The sequence below is a fragment of the Streptomyces antioxidans genome, from assembly GCF_000968685.2.
GTDB classification, from domain to species: domain Bacteria; phylum Actinomycetota; class Actinomycetes; order Streptomycetales; family Streptomycetaceae; genus Streptomyces; species Streptomyces antioxidans.
Genome location: NZ_LAKD02000003.1, coordinates 23069 through 42605 on the forward strand (window position 1 = coordinate 23069; position 19537 = coordinate 42605).

The 19537-nt window shown below is 70.8% G+C and carries 15 protein-coding genes and 1 pseudogene; 9 read left to right on the forward strand and 7 right to left on the reverse strand.

What is annotated here, in order from left to right:
* Positions 1 to 70: 70 nt before the first annotated feature.
* From VT50_RS02465 to VT50_RS02480, 4 genes and pseudogenes are all read right to left on the reverse strand, one after another.
* Positions 71 to 4540, reverse strand: coding sequence for a putative T7SS-secreted protein (locus tag VT50_RS02465; protein WP_107424713.1), 4470 nt, complete (start codon positions 4538 to 4540; stop codon positions 71 to 73).
* Entirely contained in the window at positions 4540 to 5061 is a 522-nt protein-coding gene (locus VT50_RS02470) for a hypothetical protein (RefSeq protein ID WP_053048726.1), read from the reverse strand. Before VT50_RS02470 ends, VT50_RS02465 begins: the two co-directional genes overlap by 1 nt.
* Entirely contained in the window at positions 5048 to 5380 is a 333-nt protein-coding gene (locus tag VT50_RS02475) for an SseB family protein (RefSeq protein ID WP_046088966.1), read from the reverse strand. The genes VT50_RS02470 and VT50_RS02475 overlap by 14 nt, the downstream gene beginning before the upstream one ends.
* Before the next feature lie 216 nt (positions 5381 to 5596).
* Positions 5597 to 6454, reverse strand: a pseudogene (locus VT50_RS02480) (ThuA domain-containing protein); the annotation flags it as partial.
* Positions 6455 to 6775: 321 nt separating this feature from the next.
* Between VT50_RS02480 and VT50_RS02485 the strand changes: the two are divergent.
* From VT50_RS02485 to VT50_RS02500, 4 genes are all read left to right on the forward strand, one after another.
* On the forward strand, positions 6776 to 7645 hold the full coding sequence (locus VT50_RS02485) for a 4Fe-4S domain-containing protein (protein WP_046088968.1): 870 nt from the start codon (positions 6776 to 6778) through the stop codon (positions 7643 to 7645).
* Positions 7646 to 7885: 240 nt separating this feature from the next.
* A complete protein-coding gene (gene fabG, locus VT50_RS02490; protein WP_046088969.1) occupies positions 7886 to 8590 on the forward strand; it encodes a 3-oxoacyl-[acyl-carrier-protein] reductase in 705 nt (234 codons plus the stop codon).
* A gap of 5 nt (positions 8591 to 8595) precedes the next feature.
* The gene (gene fabI / locus VT50_RS02495) at positions 8596 to 9366 is read left to right on the forward strand and encodes an enoyl-ACP reductase FabI (RefSeq protein ID WP_046088970.1); all 771 of its coding nucleotides are present in this window, start codon (positions 8596 to 8598) and stop codon (positions 9364 to 9366) included.
* A gap of 262 nt (positions 9367 to 9628) precedes the next feature.
* Entirely contained in the window at positions 9629 to 9952 is a 324-nt protein-coding gene (locus VT50_RS02500) for a hypothetical protein (RefSeq protein ID WP_046088971.1), read from the forward strand.
* Positions 9953 to 9994: 42 nt separating this feature from the next.
* Here the strand turns inward: VT50_RS02500 and VT50_RS02505 are convergent, their stop codons facing one another.
* The gene (locus VT50_RS02505) at positions 9995 to 10669 is read right to left on the reverse strand and encodes a FadR/GntR family transcriptional regulator (RefSeq protein WP_046088972.1); all 675 of its coding nucleotides are present in this window, start codon (positions 10667 to 10669) and stop codon (positions 9995 to 9997) included.
* 139 nt (positions 10670 to 10808) lie between these two features.
* Here VT50_RS02505 and VT50_RS02510 point away from each other — a divergent pair, with 139 nt between their 5' ends.
* The 4 genes from VT50_RS02510 (at position 10809) to VT50_RS02520 (ending at position 13449) form a co-directional block, all read left to right on the forward strand.
* Complete coding sequence (locus VT50_RS02510) at positions 10809 to 12194, forward strand: CynX/NimT family MFS transporter (RefSeq protein ID WP_046088973.1); 1386 nt, start codon at positions 10809 to 10811, stop codon at positions 12192 to 12194.
* Between the two features lie 134 nt (positions 12195 to 12328).
* Positions 12329 to 12445, forward strand: coding sequence for an SGM_5486 family transporter-associated protein (locus VT50_RS40905; protein ID WP_276207294.1), 117 nt, complete (start codon positions 12329 to 12331; stop codon positions 12443 to 12445).
* Between the two features lie 151 nt (positions 12446 to 12596).
* Complete coding sequence (locus VT50_RS02515; RefSeq protein WP_046088974.1) at positions 12597 to 12815, forward strand: hypothetical protein; 219 nt, start codon at positions 12597 to 12599, stop codon at positions 12813 to 12815.
* Between the two features lie 115 nt (positions 12816 to 12930).
* Positions 12931 to 13449 carry a SixA phosphatase family protein gene (locus VT50_RS02520; RefSeq protein WP_046088975.1) on the forward strand — a complete coding sequence of 173 codons (519 nt, stop codon included), beginning with the start codon at positions 12931 to 12933 and terminating at the stop codon, positions 13447 to 13449.
* Between the two features lie 172 nt (positions 13450 to 13621).
* Here VT50_RS02520 and serB read toward each other — a convergent pair whose 3' ends face one another.
* Entirely contained in the window at positions 13622 to 14854 is a 1233-nt protein-coding gene (serB, locus tag VT50_RS02525; RefSeq protein WP_046088976.1) for a phosphoserine phosphatase SerB, read from the reverse strand.
* Between the two features lie 272 nt (positions 14855 to 15126).
* On the reverse strand, positions 15127 to 16521 hold the full coding sequence (locus VT50_RS02530) for a streptophobe family protein (RefSeq protein WP_046088977.1): 1395 nt from the start codon (positions 16519 to 16521) through the stop codon (positions 15127 to 15129).
* A 226-nt stretch (positions 16522 to 16747) separates the two neighbouring features.
* Here VT50_RS02530 and VT50_RS02535 point away from each other — a divergent pair, with 226 nt between their 5' ends.
* Positions 16748 to 19426 carry an ABC transporter ATP-binding protein/permease gene (locus VT50_RS02535; RefSeq protein WP_046088978.1) on the forward strand — a complete coding sequence of 893 codons (2679 nt, stop codon included), beginning with the start codon at positions 16748 to 16750 and terminating at the stop codon, positions 19424 to 19426.
* Positions 19427 to 19537: the final 111 nt, after the last annotated feature.

Below are 19537 nucleotides of genomic sequence, written 5' to 3' on the forward strand. Positions count from 1 at the left end.
CCGAGTAGTTCTACCTGAACAGACTCCGTCGCGCCGGACCTGTTTTGTGCGACGAGCGTACTTACCGTTGTCACTCTGGTCCTTTGTAGTGAGGGTTTGGAATCCAGTTGTGAAACCTATCCCAAGCTCCAACGATATCAGAGGAGTGGATTTTCCTCGGGAAGGCGATCTCCTTTTCGTGGGCGCTGGGGTTTCCGGGTAGTGCTTTATTCACGTCGATGCCATCGTCGGCGGTGTCGACTATATAGACGTGGCCATCGCTGCTTGATCCAAAGCGACTGAATGCGTGAGATTTTGATAGGGAGGTGGCCACATACCCGGATTCTGCTGTATGTACCCCCGAGATTCCGTAAACGTGCTCCTCCAGGCTCATATTGTCCCCCTTCGGGGAGAAGCCGTTTTCGAATATCTCATCCACTCCTCTCGAATCTCTCCGGTACCGATGGTTCTTGTTTTCTTGCGGGCAATCCGGTGCGAGCCCCAACGGGTCAGTCTGTCCACCTGGATTGTGAACGTAAGTTCTCGGATTAGGGGCGGGCTGCAAGCCCAGGGGGTCGGGGGAGGCGTAGCGGGCTGTTTCGGGGTCGTAGTGGCGGAAAAAGTTGTAGTGGAGGCCGGTTTCCGGGTCGGCGTATTGGCCGGGGAAGCGGAGGGGGCAGTCGGCCGCGCCAGGTGGGGTGGGGAGCGCTGTGCCCCAGAGGGCGGTGCGGTGTTGCCAGGCCAATTCCCCGTCAGGCGTGACCAGTTCCGTGGGGGTGCCGACCAGGTCCGTGACGATCGCGTGGAAGCGGGTCCCGGATTCTTGGTGCTCGGTTTGGGTCAGGGGGCGGTGGGTGTCTGGGGCGTAGTCCCAGGTCAGCGTTGTGCCGTCGGTCGCCGTCTGTTCGGCCAGGCGGGTGCCGTCCCAGGTGAACTCGAGGCGGTCGGTGGCCGTGCCGTCCTTCGCGAGGCGTTGTTTTGCGGTGCGGCGGCCCAGCGGGTCGTAGGTGTAGTGCCAGCGGGCGCCGTCCGGGGTGGTCGCGTCGGTGAGGCGGTCTTCCGCGTTCCAGGTGTAGGTCCAGGTGCGGGTCTGGCCGTTCAGGAGGCGGCGGGTGCGGTGGGTCAGGCGGCCCTGGGCGTCGTGTTCGTACGTGGTGCGGCCCGCGTGGTGGATCACCGTGCCGGTGAACTCGCGGTCGCCGGGCGCCTCATGCCCCGGAGCCGTGGCATGGGTCAGGTTGCCCGCCGCGTCGTAGGCGTAGGTCTCGGTCCAGCCGTGGGCGTGGACCGCCGTCACCCGGCCGACCGGGTCGAGGTCGAAGCGGCGGGTGCCGGAGGTCAGTTCGCGGATCTCGGTGAGGTGGTCGTCCGGGCGGTAGGCGTACGCCCGGTGCTGGATGAGGGCGTTGGCCGGGCCGGTGACGGTCTGGCCCGTCATGCGGTCCAGGGCGTCCCACGCCTGGGTCAGGGTCACATCGTCGCCGAAGGTGCGTACCACCTCCCGGCCCGCAGCGTCATGGGTGAAGTTCAGCACGTTGTCCGCCGTGGTGAGCGTCGTCGGGCGGCCCGCCGCGTCGTACGTCCAGGTCGAGCGCAGGCCGCTCGGGGTGGTCCGCTCCGTGCGGTTGCCCGCCGCGTCGTACGCGTACGACGTCGTACGGCCGCCCACCGTCTCCGTCAGAATCCGGCCCCGCGCGTCATACGTGCGGCTCAGCTCCGTGTCCGGGTTCGCCGCCCGCGCCAGACGGCTCGCCGCGTCGTACGCGAACGCCGTCTCCGTGCCGTCCGCCGTACGCGTGGCGACCGTGCGGCCCAGCGCGTCACGCGCGTAGGCCAGCGCCTCGCCCGCGCCGTTCGTCCGGGATGTCAGGCGGCCCGCCGCATCGTGCTCGTACGACAGCGTACGGCCGTTGAAGTCGGTTTCTGAGGTGAGCCGCCCGGCCCCGTCGTAGGCATAGGTCCAGCTCAGGCCCTGCGGATTGGTCACCGCCGTCAGCCGCAGCTCGGTGTCGTAGGTGAAGGCGTACGTCGCCCCGTCCGGGTCCGTCCGGGTCGCCGGGAGGTCGAAGTGGGTGTGGGTGTGGCGGGTGGTGTGACCCGCGGGGTCGGTGTGTTCGGCGAGGTTGCCCTCGGCGTCCCAGGTCCAGGTCTCGCGGCTGCCGTCCGGCCGGATGCGCCAGGCGGGCTTGCCCTCGATGGTCCAGCCCTGGCGGGTGACCTGGCCCAGGGCGTCGGTGACCCGCGTGACGCGGCCATGGGTGCCCCGGCGGACCGTGGTCGTATTGCCCAGTGCGTCGGTGACCTCGACCGGCAGGCCCGCCGCGTCGCACACCACGTTCACCGCATGGCCCAGCGGATCGACGACCGAGGTCAGGTTCCCCGAACCGTCGTAGGCGTAGTGCGTCCGCGCGCCCGTCGGGTCCGTCGTCCGGACGCGGTTGCCCCGTTCGTCATAGGCGTGGCGCCACACGGCGCCGTCCGGCTCCCGGACCTCCAGCGGCAGGCCGTACGCGTCATACGCGGCCGTGGCCACCGTGCCGTCCGGGCGGGCGACACGTATCAGATTGCCGGAGTCGTCGTACGCGTAGCGCGTGGTGTGGCCCAGCGGATCCGTCACCGACAGCGGCAGGCGGCGCGCCCCCGGATCCCACTCGGTGCGGGTGGTGTGGCCCAGGGCGTCGGTGCGGGCCACCGTCCGGTACGCCTCGTCGAAGACATAGGTGACGCGGTGGCCGAGCGAGTCCGTGTAGACGGTGGTGCGGGCCGCCGCGTCGTAGTGGAAGCGGCCGGTCATCATGTCGTCGGAGCCGATGGTGCGCAGCACCCGGCCCCGGTGGTCGTAGACGTACCCGAAGCTGGTGCCGTTGCGGTCGGTCCACGAGGTGACGCGGTGCTGGTCGTCGTAGGTGAACCGCATTGGCTCGGCGGCGGAGTTGAAGACCTCGGTCAGGTCGCCCGCGCCGTTGTAGCCGAAGGAGACCAGCGTGGTGCCCCCGCCACCCTCGCCCTCCCCGCCACCTACGCCCAGCAGCCGCAGCCCCGTGACGCGCGCCAGCTCCGGATCGGCGTCGACCGCGATGCGGTACCCGCCGGAGTGCGCCACCTCGCGCGGGGTGCCGTCCTCGTCATAGGCGAAGGTGATGGTCCGGCCGTTGCGGTCCTCGATCGCCTCGAGAGGGAGCTCATTGCCGTTGCCGCCCAGCGGGGTGAAGCGCAGCGTGCGGGCCTGCTCCGGTATCTCGATCCGCATCGTGCCGCCCGCCGCGCCGTCCCACCGCAGCGGCCAGCGCGGGCCCCGCGCGGGATAGGTGTCCTCCCCCGGCGTCGGCACCCCGTAGCGCAGCACCATCCCGTCGGCCGTGACGAACACGATCCCGTCCGCGTCCAGCTCCAGCCGCTGGTCCAGCGTGGCCGCCCAGGTGCGGCCGAACCAGCCGCCGCAGGTGTGGCCGGAGACGAAGGTGCGCTCCAGGACCAGGGGGAGCGCCCCGGGCAGTGACACGTCCGTGGCCGGCAGGACCATCTCGCCGGTCGCGATGTCGACCGGGTCGCCCTCGCAGTTCCTGTCGCGCGCGTGCCGGTCGTGCGTGCCCTCGCTGTCCGCCCGTCCCGACGCCTCGCCGTCCCGGCCCAGGGCCCGTCTGCGGGCCGCCAGCCGCTGGGCGGCGGTGCCGCCCGTACGGAGCTCCTTGCGCAGCACGCTCGCACCGCCGGTGGCCAGGGCGAGCAGCAGCGACGGGGTGATCTCGCCCGCCGCGCGCAGCGGGTTCTTGGACCACATGTCCCAGTTCGTGACCGCCTTCGCGAACTCCTTGGGGTGCTGGGCCGCGTACGCCGCACCGTCCGTCATGCCCGCCAGCTGCATCGCGAAGCCCTGGGGGTCGCCCTCGATGAGCGAGGCGGGGAGCTCGGCCACGCCCAGGATGCCGTGGTGGACCTTCCACAGCCCGTCCTTGAGGCCGCTCCCGACCTTCTGCCAGTTGCTCGGCTTGTCCGGGGCCTTCTCCGCCGCCTTGTCGATCTTCTTCTTCGACGCGTCGACGACCAGCTGCAGCTCCTCGATCAGCTTGTCCAGCCGACCGATACACCCCTCCATCGCGGAGACGCCAGGATCGGTCTCCGAGGGCTTCTCCGGCAGCTGCTCGTCGCCGCGCGTCACCGCGTCGTTGTACGACTCGACCTTCTTGCCGTGCGCCTTGGACGCCGCACGCGCCGCGTCCGCCTCCTCGATGATCGGCTCACACCGCTTCTGCACCGACCGCAGCTTGGTGGCATAGGCCGCCAGCGCACTCGCCGCATGGGTGAACTGGTCATGGCCCGAGGTCAGTTCCTTCGGCAGCCGGTCGACCGATTTGCGGAACTCGCTCGCGCCCTCGCCCGACCAGTCCGTCAGCTCCAGCGGCCGCAGCTTGTCCTTGCCGTCCTGGAACGCGCCCGCGTACGCGCGCAGCTCCAGCACCAGATCGTCGATGTCATCCGGATTGCCGGGGATCAGATCCTCGGGCCCCGCGTCTTCCGGTATCCGTATCTGCGGGGGCCGCCCCGCGTCCGGATCGCCCATCAGGACTCGTCCCCGTACTCACGCTGCAACCCGCGCGCGAACTTCGACAGCGCCGTGTCCTCCGGGCGCTTCTCCATCTCCGGCGCGCCCACGTGCTCCCACGACCACGTGCCCGCCGCGCCCGAGGGGAGCTTGGCCATGTTCGCGTCCGAGGGCCAGAAGTCCTTGATCCGCATCAGATCCGCCAGCATGTACCCGGCTATCGCCTCGTACAGCCGCTCCACCACCGCGTCCGCGTGATCGGCCAGCTCGCCCATGCCGAAGCCCCATGCGCTGAGGAAGTTCTTGCCCGACTCCAGGAGTTCGGGCGCGCCGCAGTGCTGGAGATGGGCCGCCAGCTTCTCCTGGCCGTTCTTCACGGCACGGGCCCCGACGACCGACTCCTCCAGCGGGGCGATCAGGCCCTTCACCGACTCGATCTCGATCTTGTAGCCGTCGGCACCCTCGTTGCCGCCGTACTTGCCGTGCTCACCGCCCTCGCTGGGGGCGCGGTGCACATTCCGGGCGTCAGGATCCGCCACGCTCTGCCCCCTCCTCGCGGCCTTCCGCTTCCTGGCCGTCCGTGTCGCGCAGCGTCCGCGCGTCCAGCAGGAAGGGGCGCTCGCCCAGCGGATCCACCAGCGCCCTTACGCCCTCGGGCAACAGGCCCACCAGGTCCTCGACGGTCGTGGACGCCCAGCCGCACGCCCCCGCGAAGCGCGCGAGCCCTTCGAGCGAGGTGAAGACCGGTACGAGCGGGCCGCCTTCGGCGGTCTCCGAGACCAGGAAGCCCGGCTCCTCCGGACGCTGGAAGTACAGCCGCGCCTTCCGTAGCGCCGCCCACTTCTCCCGCTCCGGCATCCGCGCGGCGGTCTCCTGGCGAACGAGGTCCGCCAGTGTCGTTCTGCCCGCCTGACCAGGTGGTCTGCTGTCCCCTCCCCCAAACATGCGGGCCATCTTCGCACAGGTGACTGACACCAGTGGTGACCGCCGTGCGACGCGGCGTGATGGAAAGGCGGCCGCCCCGGTTGCCCGGAGCGGCCGCCTGTGCCGGGGGTTTTCAGGCTGGGGTCACCCCGCACCGCCGAGCCACTTCAGCCCGTCGAGCAGGAACCGGTTCTGCGTCTCGCTCGCGAAGGTGGACGACAGGGGGGTGTTGTGCTCGTAGTCCATCGCGTTGTGCCCGAAGTTCGCGTACAGCATCTTGTACTTGCTGTTCGTCCACAGGATCGGGTAGTAGCCGTCGTACCAGGTCTGGTCGGGGTCGGTGCCCAGCGGGAAGCTGCTCGGGTCGATGGAGGCCAGGATCTTGATGTCCGGGTTCTGCCGCAGGTCCTTCGACCAGCTGTACCACTCGCTGACCGACGAGGTGAAGGTGGCGGGCAGCGCCTTGGTGGACGGGTGGGTCCGGTCCTCGACCCGCAGGGTGGCCGTGGTCGGGCCCCAGGTGTTGGACGTGAAGTTGCCGCTGCCGAGGAACTCGTCGTGGTACCAGGGCCAGCTCTGCGCCTCGGTGGTGAACGCCGCCACGTGGAACCCCATCCAGGCGCCGCCCGCGCGCATATAGCGCTCGAATCCGGCCCGTTGGGCGGCGGACTGCGGCAGGTCGTCGAGGAACAGCACCACCTGGTAGTCGTCGGTCCCGATGTCGTTGAGCTGGTTCCAGTCGTTGCTCGCCGTATAGGTGAAGCCGTTCTGTTCGGCCTGCTTCGGGAACCAGTCGTTCGCCTCGTGGACGAAGTTGATGTGGGCGGCGTCCCACGTCCCGTTGTACAGGGCCAGCACCTTGAACGGCGCGGCCGTGCCGCGCGCCGTCGCGTGGACGGGCGCGACCGCCAGCCCCAACAGCGTGGCCAGCAGCACCAGTAGCCGTATGGCCACGGACGCTTTCGTCTTCTTGGACGTGATGTCTCTGCTCTCCGGGCTCTCCGGCATGTGCGCTCCTCGCTGTGCGGCTGATGCCGCTGTCGCGGGTGGGGGGTGAACTTCGCAGATGAGCGAGGTGAACTTAAAGGTCTGAACCAAACTCGTCAAGAGATCGCGAAGCATGCGTCTTGATGCGTATCGATGAGTCTCGATGGATCTCAATGGGTAAATGACGGGCATTTTCTGGTCATTCGTCCGGGGGGCCACGGGTCGGTGAGAGAGGTCCTGGCCGGGAAGTACAAGATCGGCGGGGTCTACCGGTTTTGTCCGCGGGTGGCCGACCCTGGAAGGGCGGTCCAGCGCAGGGCCGTATCCCTGGAAGGAGCGGTCATGGACGACTGGTACGTGGACCAGCGCTGTACCAATTGCGATGTCGCCCGGCAGTTGGCACCCGAGCTGATCAGTGAGGTCGGCGGGAAGTCGGAGATCGTGCGTCAGCCGCGCGATGAGGCGGAGACGCGGCGCCTGCACGCGGCCGTCTTCGCTTGCCCCACCCGCTCGATCCGACAGGCGTCCGGCCAGCCGGTCCGGGCGTTCGACCCGTTCCCCATGGCGCTGGATGATGGGGTGCTGATCTGCGGCCACAACTCCCAGCACACCGCCGGGGCCAACTCCTTTCTGCTGCCGCGGCCGTCCGGCACGGCGATGATGATCGACACGCCGCGCTGGAGCCGCGAGCTGGCCGGGCGTTACGCGGCGCCGGGCCCCGTCACCGATGTGCTGCTGACCCACCGCGACCACGCCGCACACGGCCGTCGCTACGCGGACCACTTCGGCGCCCGGCTGTGGATCCACGAGGGCGACCTGGACGCGGCGCCCGACGCGGACCGGGTGATCCGGGGGACGGAGCCCGTGGAGATCGGCGAGGGGGTCACGGCCCATCCACTGCCGGGCCACACCCGGGGCAGTGTGCTCTACCTCGCGGACGACCGGTACTGCTTCAGCGGTGACAGCATCTATTGGTCGCGCGCGATCGGCGATCTGGCCGTCGCGGAGAGCGTGACCTGGTACTCCATTGAGGAGCTGGCCGCCTCACTGACGAGGGTGGCCGGACGGCTGCGGTGCGAGTGGATCCTGCCGGGGCACGGGGACCGGTGCCGTCTGGACGCCGACGAGATGTCACGGCGACTGCGGGCGCTGGCGGAGCGCACGGCGCTGCTGCGGCCCCGGCCGATCGACTTCACGGCCGTCCGCTGGTGACGCGCGGCCGGGTGACGGAGAGGGCGCGATCGCGTCCGGCGGGGGCCCGGTGACCACTGGGCCCCCGCCGGAGTGAGCACCGGGCTTCTGTAGGAAGTCGACAGGGAGGGGCACGCGCCCCTGTGGGTGCCCGATTCCTCCTCGAGCGCTTTGGCCCGATAGTTTGCGGGGGTAGGGGTCGGCACGCGCCGTGACGTCCCGCAGGAACATCGACAGAGATCGACAAGAGAAGGTGGTCCCTTGAGCCGCTCGGTTCTCGTCACCGGAGGCAACCGCGGCATCGGCCTCGCCATCGCCCGTGCCTTCGCGGACGCTGGCGACAAGGTCGCCATCACCTACCGGTCCGGTGAGCCACCGGCCGGCTTCCTCGCGGTCAAGTGCGACATCACCGAGCCGGAGGAGGTCGAGCAGGCGTACAAGGAGATCGAGGAGAAGCACGGCACGGTCGAGGTCCTGGTGGCCAATGCCGGGGTCACCCGCGACCAGCTGTTGATGCGGATGACCGAGGAGGACTTCTCCGACGTACTCGAGACCAACCTCACCGGCACGTTCCGCGTGGTCAAGCGGGCCAACCGGGGGATGCTGCGGGCCCGTAAGGGACGGGTGGTGCTGATCTCGTCGGTCGTCGGGCTGATGGGTTCGGCCGGTCAGGCGAACTACGCCGCGTCCAAGGCGGGCCTGGTGGGCTTCGCCCGCTCCCTCGCCCGTGAGCTGGGCTCGCGCAACATCACCGTCAATGTGGTCGCGCCCGGATTCGTCGACACGGACATGACGCGCGCGCTCAACGACGACCAGCGCGAGAACATCGTGAAGCAGGTACCGCTCGCGCGTTACGCGCAGCCCGAGGAGATCGCCGCCTCGGTCCGCTTCCTGGCCTCCGACGAGGCCGCGTACATCACTGGAGCCGTCATCCCCGTCGACGGCGGATTGGGCATGGGTCACTGAACGTCATGAGTGGAATTCTCGCCGGTAAGCGCATCCTCGTCACGGGCGTCATCACCGAGGCGTCCATCGCCTTCCACGCCGCCAAGCTGGCCCAGGAGGAGGGCGCCGAGGTCATCCTCACCGGCTTCGGCCGGGTCTCCCTCGTCGAGCGGATCGCCAAGCGGCTGCCCAAGCCCGCCCCGGTCATCGAGCTCGACGTGCAGAACCAGGAGCAGCTGGACGGCCTGGCCGACAAGGTGCGCGAGCACCTGGGCGAGGGCGTGGGCCTCGACGGCGTGGTGCACTCCATCGCCTTCGGCCCGCAGGGCGCGTTCAACTTCCTCGAGGGCACCTGGGAGGACGTCGGCACGGCCGTGCACGTCTCGGCCTACTCCCTCAAGGCGCTCACCACTGCGTGCCTGCCGGTGATGCCGCGCGGCGGCTCGGTCGTCGGGCTGACCTTCGACGCCCAGTTCGCCTGGCCGAAGTACGACTGGATGGGCGTGGCCAAGGCGGCGCTGGAGTCCACCAGCCGCTACCTCGCCCGCGACCTCGGCGAGCAGAACGTCCGCTGCAACCTGGTCTCCGCCGGGCCCATCAAGTCCATGGCCGCGAAGTCCATCCCCGGCTTCGAGGAGCTCGCGGACGTGTGGAACCACCGGGCCCCGATCGGCTGGGACCTGACCGACCCGGAGCCCGCCGGCCGCGGTGTCGTGGCCCTGCTGTCCGACTGGTTCCCGCGCACCACGGGCGAGATCGTGCATGTCGACGGCGGTGTGCACATGATGGGTGCCTGAGCCCGCGGCGGCGCCCACGGCGTTTCCGTGCGACGGCCGCCGTCCCGCTCCCGCGCACCGCGGGTCCGGGGCGGCGGCCGTTCCGCGTCCGTGTTCACCCGTTCGGGGGAGCAGGGCGCGCGTACGGGTGGTGGGCACACGCACTCTGGAGTCATACGCCCCGTAACGCCCGATACGGCCGATTCCCCCGTACCCCCATACCCCGGTGCCCCCGGTACTCCCGATGCGTCCAGCGCCAGCGGCACGGCCGAGGAGGTCCCGCATGCGTACGACCCGCCGTGTCGCGGCCGCGGTGCTGCTCGTCGCCACGGTGGGTCTGGTCATCGCCGCCTCCAGCTCCGCCGCGCAGGACCGGCCCCGGCACCGCGAGGCCGCCTGCAGCACCACGGTGCGCGGCTCGCACGCCACGGCCAGCTGCTTCAACCCCAATCCCCGCGCCGACCGGGTGCAGCTGCATGTCGAATGCGCCCACTGGTGGGACCCGGACATGGACGCCCGCCCGGTGGAGGTCGGCCCGGCCCAGTATGTGCGGCTCGCCGAGCGCTGCTGGAAGGAGATACGGAAGGCCTGGGTGAGCCACCGCTGAGCGCGGGGGCCACCGCGTACGCATCCGTCCGTGGCCGGTCGCTCAGCGGCCCCGGAAACGGCAGCCGAAGGGGTGGGTGCTGGCCTCGGCCGCCGCCCGCTCCCCGTTCCCCTCTCGGATCGCCTCCACCAGCCGTCCGTGGTCCACGTAGGCGTCCGGGCCCATCCCGCTGTCGACGTCCGCGCGCAGGAAGTCCCGTACCACCGCGCCCAGGTCCGCGTACAGCTCGGCCAGCACATCGTTGTGCGCGGCGGCCACGACCGCCATGTGCAAGGTGGCGTCCGCCTCGACGAAGGCGTCCGGGTCGCCCGCCCCCCAGGCCCGCTCGCGCCGGTCCAGCTGGGCGTCCAGCTGCTTGAGGTCCTGCTCGGTACGGCGCTCCGCGGCCAGGTGGGCCGCCTTGGTCTCCAGCGCGCTGCGCAACTCGGCCACATGACGGGGGTCAGCGGCGGCGAAGCGGCGGTGCATCACCCCGGCCAGTTCGCTGGTCGCCAGCACATAGGTGCCCGAGCCCTGGCGGATGTCCAGCAGCCCGTTGTGCGCGAGGGCGCGCACGGCCTCCCGTACGGTGTTGCGCGCGACCCCGAGCTGCTCGACCAGCTCGGGCTCGGTGGGGATCCGCGAACCCACCGGCCACTCGCCCGAGGTGATCTGGGCGCGCAGCTGGGCGATCACCTGGTCGGCGAGGGCGGAGCGCCGGGGCGAGGTCAGCGGCATGACTCTCCTGTGCGTGCGTGTGAGCTGGTGTGGGTGCGGAGGCGGTCCGAGCTGGGCGGAGGGACGACTTCTCCATGATGCCGTCCGGCCGTTACCGGGGGGTTGCTATCCACTGGACGGGCATTCATCCCATCATTCTATGATGGTCGGCATGCATACGTCCCCGTCTGACGACCTCGCGCCGCCCGAGACCGCCGCCCCCGCGCCCCGCCCGGCGGACCCGGGAGGACCGCGCCGCGCGGCCTCGCCCTGGCGCGGCCGGGTCATGGCGGCAGGGCTCATACTCGCCGCGCTCAATCTCCGCCCCGCTGTCACCAGCCTCGGTCCGCTGCTAGAGGAGGTCCGCGATGACCTCGGGATGAGCGGCACCGTCGCCGGAGTGCTCACCTCCGTGCCCCCGGCCTGCTTCGCGCTCTTCGGGCTCACCGCCCCCCGGCTGGCCCGGCGCTGGGGGCCGGGGGCCGTCGTCTGCGCCGGGCTCGCCGCCATCGCCACCGGTCTGCTGCTGCGCCCCTTCGCCGGCGGGACACCGGTCTTCCTGGCCGCCAGTGCGCTCGCCCTGGCCGGGATCGCGGTGAGCAACGTCCTGATGCCGGTGATCGTCAAGCGTTGGTTCCCGGACCGGGTCGGCGCGATGACCGGGCTGTACTCGATGGGGCTTTCGCTGGGCACGGCCGCAGCGGCGGCGGCCACCGTCCCGATGAGCGACGCACTGGGCGGCTCCTGGCGGACCGGGCTCGGGGCGTGGGCGCTGCTCGCCGCGGTGGCGCTGGTGCCCTGGCTGTTCCTCGCCCGCGCGGGGGCGGGCGGCGCGGCGGCGATCGGCGCGGCGGCGGGAGGCCCAGGCGCAGGAGGTCCGGGCGCGAGTGGCCAGGGCGCGAGTGGCACAGCGGTGGGCGGTACGGGCGCGGACGCGTCCGCCGGGGCCCCGGCCGACGCCCCCGCGATGCCCATCACCCGTAGCCCCCTCGCCTGGGCCATGGCCGTCTTCTTCGGCTTCCAGGCCACCGCCGCGTACATCTCCATGGGCTGGATGCCGCAGATCTTCCGGGACGCGGGGGTCTCCGCCTCCACCTCAGGTCTGCTGCTGGCCGTGATGATGGCGATGGGCGTGCCGCTCGCCTTCGCCCTGCCGCGGATCGCCGCCCGGCTGCGGCACCAGGGCGTCCTGGTCGTCGTCCTCGGCGTCTTCGGGCTCACCGGTTACGCCGGGCTGTGGCTGGCCCCGGCCGGGGGCGCCTGGGCGTGGGCCCTGCTGCTCGGCGTCGCAAACTGCGCCTTCCCGCTCGCCCTCACCATGATCGGTATGCGGACGAGGACCCACGCGGGCGTCGTCCGGCTGTCGGCCTTCGCGCAGAGCGTCGGCTATCTGCTGTCCATCCCGGGCCCGCTGCTGGTCGGCGTGCTCTACCAGCACAGCGGCGGCTGGGGGCAGCCGATCGCGCTGATGGCCGGGCTCATGGTGCCGCAGATCGTCGCGGGCGTACTGGCCGGGCGCGACCGCCACATCGAGGACGAGGCCTGACCGGGACGAGGCCTGACCGGGACGAGGCCTGACCGGGACGAGGCCTGACGGGGAACGGGGCGTGACACGAGGACGCAGCCTGAAGAGGGCCGGGGCTGACCGGTCTCGCGTACCGGGGATGGGACACTGTTGCCATGCCAGTGCTCGATGAGAACCCCCAGAACGGCCAGAAGAAGCTCCTCGTCATCTTCGGTGTGATGCTGGGCATCACCGTGATCATCGGCGTGATCGCCACCATCGCCTCGCCCTGACCTGGTGTGGCGGCCGGATGGTGGGGCTGGCCCCACCATCCCCTAGGGGGCAGGGCTCAGGGGGAACTGGGTGGCTCACCGGATGGGAGACGCCCCGCCCGCTCCGTACCGTCGAACCATCGACACGTTCGGCGAACCCGGAGGCGATCCCATGTCCGCCCGCACCCGTACCCGGCACTCGCACCCGGTGGACAGCGGCATGGGCACCCGGCTGCCGTGGTGGGCGGTCGCCCTCCCGGCCGTGGCCTTCGCGGCGCTGCTGGTCCTGCTGACCGGACCCACCGACGCCCACGCCGACAGCGGTGGCTCGGGGCCGGTCTCGCAGGTCGTGGAGTTGGTGCGGCGGGCCTTAGGAGAGGTGGCACCGTGACCACCGTAGGCGGTGGAGATCAGTTGTGTCCGCCGTACAGCGGGTGTGCTCACGTTTGACGAGGTCGTTCCAACACCCTGCGCCTCGTGCACCGATCCATGCGAAGCTGGGACGCATGAGCGTCGATGTGCCCCGCAGGATTGTCCTCCTTCGACACGCCAAGGCCGACTGGCCCCAGGTGGCCGACCATGAGCGCCCGCTCGCGGAGCGCGGCCGCAATGACGCCCCGCTCGCCGGGCGCCGGATCGCGGAGGCCGGTCTCACCCCCGAACTCACCCTCTGCTCCACCGCGCTGCGCACCCGCGAGACCTGGAAGCTGGTGGTCCACGAGCTGCCGCGGCGCCCCAAGACCGTCTACGAGGAGCGGCTGTACGACGCCCCGGTCGGTCAGCTCATCGAGGTGATCAACGAGACGTCGGACGACATCACCGACCTGCTGGTCGTCGGCCACAACCCCGGGATGCACGGCCTCGCCGACGCGCTGGCGGGCGAGGCCGATGAGGACGCCAAGGAGCGCATGGACCGCGGCGCCTTCCCCACCTCCGCGTTCGCGGTCGTGACCGTCAGCGGTTCGTGGAAGTCGGTCGAGATCGGCTGCGGGCGGCTGACCAGCTTCTGGGCGCCCCACGAGTGAGCCCGCCGGGCCCTGTGCTCCCGGCTGATCCGCTGGGCCTGCCGCCCCGGGCGTGATGCCGCGCCGCAGCGCACCGGCCCCGCTGTCGCAACGTCCCCACGCACCGGCCCCCGCCCCGCCGTAGTCGTCGTACGGGGGAGCGGGGGCCGGTGCGCGTTCCGGGCGGGGCCCGTCAGTCCACGTGCGCGTCCGCCGCCTCGACCTCATCGCGGGTCACGCCCAGCAGATACAGCACGGTGTCGAGGAACGGCACGTTCACGGACGTGTGCGCGGCCTCCTGGACCACCGGCTTGGCGTTGAAGGCGACGCCGAGGCCCGCCGCGTTCAGCATGTCCAGGTCGTTCGCCCCGTCGCCGATCGCGACGGTCTGCACCAGCGGCACCCCCGCCTCGGCCGCGAAGCGCCGCAGCAGCCGGGCCTTGCCCGCCCGGTCCACCACCTCGCCGATCACCCGGCCGGTCAGCTTGCCGTCCACGACCTCCAGGGTGTTGGCGGAGGCGAAGTCCAGCCCAAGACGTTCCTTGAGGTCGTCGGTGACCTGCGTAAAGCCGCCGGAGACCACGCCCACCTGATAGCCGAGCCGCTTCAGTGTGCGGATCAGCGTACGGGCGCCGGGCGTGAGCCGGACCTCGGCGCGCACCTTCTCCACCACGGACTCGTCGATCCCCGCAAGCAGCGCGACCCGCGCGTGCAGCGACTGCTCGAAGTCCAGCTCACCACGCATCGCCCGGGCCGTGACCTCGGCGACCTCTGCCTCACAGCCCGCGTGCGCGGCGAAGAGCTCGATCACCTCGTCCTGGATCAGGGTGGAGTCCACATCCATGACCACCAGCCGCTGCGCACGGCGCTGCAGCCCCGACGCCACCACGGCCACATCGACGCCGATATCGGCGGCCTCGGTGGCCAGCGCGGTGCGCAGCGGTTCTGTCGCGGCGCCGGACACCTCGAACTCCACGGCCGTCACCGGATACTTCGCCAGCCGGAAGATCCGGTCGATATTGCCGCCGGTACCGGTGATACGGGAGGCGATGGCGGCCGTCGACTCGGCGGTCAGCGGATTCCCCAGCACGGTGACGTGCGACCGGCCCGTGCCACGCGGCCGGTTGTCGCCCCGGCCGGAGATGATCTCGGCCTGGAGCCGCATCGACTCCGCCCAGCTGTGCACGGTGGCCCGCAGATCGCCCTCCGACCCGTCGGCCTTGGGCGGGGTGACCAGGACGCACAGCACGATGCGGCCCCGGGTGACGACCTGCTCTATGTCGACTATGTCCACGCCATAGGCGGCGAGGGTGTCGCAGAGTCCGGCGGTGATACCGGGGCGGTCCTTGCCGAAGATCTTGACAAGGAGGGTGGGGACATCATCGTCCGGAACGGTGGTGACGGGGGGGATCCGCGATGCGCTCATGGTCTTCCCACCGTATCCGGCCCCGTCCGGGCCGTGCGCGGCAGCCCACACCGTGGACGGCCCTCCGAGGCGGAACGTTCATGTCCCGGTCGCCACGATGTCACCCACGCCTGATCGGCAACGCCCCATGCCAGGCCCGCCCCCATCCCCGGGGTCTGCGCGGCGTGATGCGCCCCGCCCGCCGCCCGGTCCCCGGGGCCTGCGCGGTGTCATACGCCGCGTCCGCCGCCCGTCCCCGGAGGCCGTCCGGGCCGTCAGCCCGCTCGTCCGGATCACACGAGCGGAAGCGCCACCGCCCGGCGTCCCGCCGCCCCCGTTGACCATGCCGCCAGCGCTCCGACCGCACCCGCCGCCGCGCCCCACAACGCGCCCAGGGCCAGTGCGAGCGGGGCGTTCCCGTACAGCTCGATGCCCGCCCCGAAGGCGTCGAAGCCGAGCACGGACAGGCTCGCCCCCGCCGAGACCTGGGTCAGCCCCACCAGCAGTGGCAGCGCGAGCGCGGTCACCACGCCCAGCCGCAGCGCGCACCACCCCGCGAAGGCGAGCGGCCGGGAGCCCGCCACGGGCGTACGGGCCGCGGTGAGCACTCCCGCGGCGAGCACCAGCAGCACGCTCGCGACCACCAGCAGCCAGACCCGGCCGTCGAGCTCGGCGAGCCGCCCCACCGTGATCCGGTCCCCGCCCGGCCCGGCGAGCAGATCGTCCACCGGGTCGGGCAGCACATGCCGCAGCGCGCCGCTCACCCGGCCGTACCAGGGGACGAACAGCCCGAGCGGTATGCCGATCCACACCCCGTTGGGCGCGCCGAGCAGCGCCGACCCGAGCACCAGCCCCGGATGGTCGTCGCCGACCGCCGCGTAGACCCCGGCCACCAGGCCCGCGCCGACCGCGAGCACCAGCACCCCGCACAGCGCGGAGACCGCCGGGCGGACCGTGCGGTGCAGCGCCTGCCCGCCGCGCGGCAGCGGGGTACGGCGCGAGGCGAGCAGCGCGAGCAGCAAGACGGCGACGACCCACACCAGGCCGCCCAGCAGCGAGCGGCCTGGGGCCACGGTGAAGCCGACGGACGCCTTCGCGCCGACGAGGTCGGACAGCCGGTCAGGCAGCAGCCCGCCGCCGATGTCCGCGATATCGCCCAGCTGCTCGGGGAGCTGGCTCAGCAGATCGTGCTCGGTGTCCTCGGGGTGCTCCGTACCGAGGCCACGGCGTACGAGCGTGGCACCGTCGATCGTGACCGTATCGTTGCCCACCCAGGTCAGCCCGGCGAGCAGCAGCAGGAAGAGCACGGTCACCAGGCCCGCCCGCGCCGCGAGTTCGGCCCGGCCGATCACCGCCCCCGCGCCCCGCAGCGACCGTACGAACAGCCAGCCCAACAGCAGCGCCCCGACCAGACTCACCCCCAGCGGCGCGAGGTCGATGGCCGCGCGGGCCTGGGCGCCCTCAAGGCCGAAGACGCCCACATCGCCGGACGGCGTGACGGAACCGCCGACCGCCAGCACCGTCGCCGCGGCGGCCATCGGCCCGAGCGCGCCCGCACCGTCCGCGCCGATCAGATGCAGACCGAGCGCGGCGATCCCCACCATGGCCAGGAACGCCCAGCTCACCGAGGCGAGCGCGGCGAGCAGCGCGGGTCCCCAGGGCACTCGTACGCCGTCGCTCGCACCCATACCGCCGCCCCCCCCGATCGTCGCGAGTTGCCCGGATAAACCATGATCCGCACTATCCGTCAGCGCTTACCACTTTCCGAGGGCCTTTCGGATGAGTCAACGACGCCCGAGATGCGGTCTTGTCAAAGCCCGACTTCCGGTGAAGGGACTGAGCCTGAAATAGTTCCTCAGGATGTTCGCCATCCCTAGACTCCCTGTGTCAGGGGGGTACCTCGGGGGACAACTAGTGGGGCATGGAGTGCCGGAACTCGTACTGGAATTGAACGGACAGACCTGGACACTTGATCCATCCAGGTCGTACAGCCTGGGGCGTGACCCGCAGGGCGACATGGTGCTGGACGACGCCAGGGTCTCCTGGCGCCATGCCACGGTGCGCTGGGGTGGGCGCAGTTGGATCATTGAGGACCAGGGTTCCACCAACGGCACCTATGTGCAGGGCCAGAGAATCCAACAGGTGGAAATCGGCCCTGGATCCGCCGTCCACCTCGGCAATGCCACCGATGGCCCCCGGCTCAGCGTCTCCGGCGGCGGTGCCCCCTCGATGGGCGCCGCGGGCGCGTACGGCCAGCAGGCGGCGATGGGCATGCCCCCGCAGGGTCAGCGGGCCCCCCACCAGGGTCAGCAGCCCCCCGCCCAGCCGCCGCAGCAGCCCGCGCCCGGCGGCTGGCCGCAGCAGGGTGGGCAGCCGCCCCAAGGGCAGCCCCACGCGCAACCCCATGGGCAGCCCCCGGCACAGCCCCAAGCCTGGCAGCAGCCCCAGGCCCCGCACCAGCAGCAGCCGTTCATCCCGCAGCAGCAGGCGCCCCATCAGCCGCCGCAGCAGCCCCCCGCCCAGCCGTACCAGCAGCCGCAGTCCCAGGCCCCGCAGGGCAATCTGGGCACCGCGACCGCCCAGGGTGACCGCAGCCCGACCACCTTCCACCAGCTGGCCGCCGGCCGGGTGATGCGCATCGGCCGTGCGCTGGAGAACGACCTGGTCGTCTCCGATCTGCAGGTCTCGCGCCACCACGCCGAGTTCCAGGCGCTGCCCGACGGCCGCTTCGAGATACGTGACCTCGGCAGCCACAACGGCACCTATGTCAACGGCCAGCCGGTCCGGCAGCAGACCATCGGCCCCACCGACACCGTCGGCGTCGGACACTCCACCTTCCGGCTGGTCGGCGACCGCCTCGAGGAGTTCGTCGACACCGGTGAGGTCTCCTTCTCGGCCCGCCATCTGACCGTGACGGTCGACGGCGGCAAGCAGATCCTCAAGGACGTCTCCTTCGGCGTCCCCGAGAAGTCCCTGGTCGCGGTCATCGGCCCGTCCGGCTCCGGCAAGTCCACGCTGCTGAAGGCGCTCACCGGCTACCGCCCGGCCAACCAGGGCGATGTCCTCTACGACAACCGGAACCTCTACAAGCAGTTCGCCGAGCTGCGCCAGCGCATCGGTCTGGTGCCCCAGGACGACATCCTCCACAAGGAGCTGACCGTCCAGAAGGCCCTGCGCTACGCCGCCAAGCTCCGCTTCCCCGGTGACACCGCCGAGGCCGAGCGCGAGGCCCGGATCGATGAGGTGCTGCGCGAGCTCAAGCTGGACATCCACCGGGACAAGAAGGTCACCGCCCTCTCCGGCGGTCAGCGCAAGCGGGTCTCGGTCGCGCTGGAGCTGCTCACCAAGCCGTCGCTGATCTTCCTGGACGAGCCGACCTCCGGTCTCGACCCGGGCATGGACCGCGATGTCATGCAGCTGCTGCGCGGTCTGGCCGATGACGGCCGTACGGTGCTCGTGGTCACCCACTCGGTGGCCGAGCTGGCGCTGTGCGACAAGCTCCTGGTGATGGCGCCGGGCGGCTCGGTGGCCTACTTCGGCCCACCGGACGAGGCGCTTAACTTCTTCGGCTACGACAGCTGGGCGGATGTCTTCTCCGCGTTCGAGAACTACCGCGACTACGACTGGGCGGGCCGCTGGCGCGGTTCGCAGCACTACCAGATGTACGCCGCGGACCTGGACTCCGTCGCCCCGCAGTCGGTCCATGTCCAGGCGCCTTCGACCCGGATGCAGAAGCCACAGAGCTGGGGTTCGCAGCTGTGGACGCTGATCCGCCGCTATCTGTCGGTGATCGGCTCCGACAAGGGCTTCATGGGGCTGATGGTGATCCTGCCCGCCGTGCTGGGGGCGGTGAGCGTCGTCATCCCGGCGAAGTTCGGCCTCCAGTTCGCGCCGAAGGGCTCGTTCAACCAGGCCGCCGGGACGATCCTGCTCATCCTGATGGTCGGCATGTGTTTCACCGGAGCGGCCAACTCCGTACGAGAACTGATCAAGGAACGGGTCATCTACGAACGGGAACGGGCGGTCGGCCTGTCCCGCTCCGCGTATCTGATGTCCAAGGTGATCGTGCTCGGTGTGATCACCGCCTGCCAGGGCGTCATCATCTCCGTCATCGGTCTCTCGACGCGCAAACTGCCCGAAGAGGGGCTGCTGATGCCCCCGGCCGCCGAACTCTGTGTGGCCGTCATCGCGATCGGCTTCACCTCGATGATGGTGGGCCTGGTCATCTCGTCCCTGGTGAAGACCGCCGAGAAGACCATGCCGCTGCTGGTCATGTTCGCGATCGTCCAGGTGGTCTTCACCGGTGTGCTGTTCAAGATCTTCGGATCGCCGGGCGTGGAGCAGTTCGCCTGGCTGATGCCGTCCCGCTGGGCGATCGGCGCCGCCGGTGCCACGCTGGACCTCGGCCCGGGCTCCGGTCACATGATGGCGCCGTGGGACAGCAAGAAGCCCCTGGACACCGACCCGCTGTGGGAGCACACCACGACCCAGTGGGGCATCGACATGGTCGTGCTGATCGTCCTGGGCATCGTGTGCGGTATTACGGTCGCGCGGCTGCTGCGCCGCCATGAGCCGGAGGTCATGCGCAAGTAGCCGCCGGGGCGGCCACGAAGTCGCCCGGCACGGAGACCCGGCCACGGAACAGACGGAAAAGGGCGACGGCACCCCTCGCACACAGGGGGCGCCGTCGCCCTTTCGGCGTCG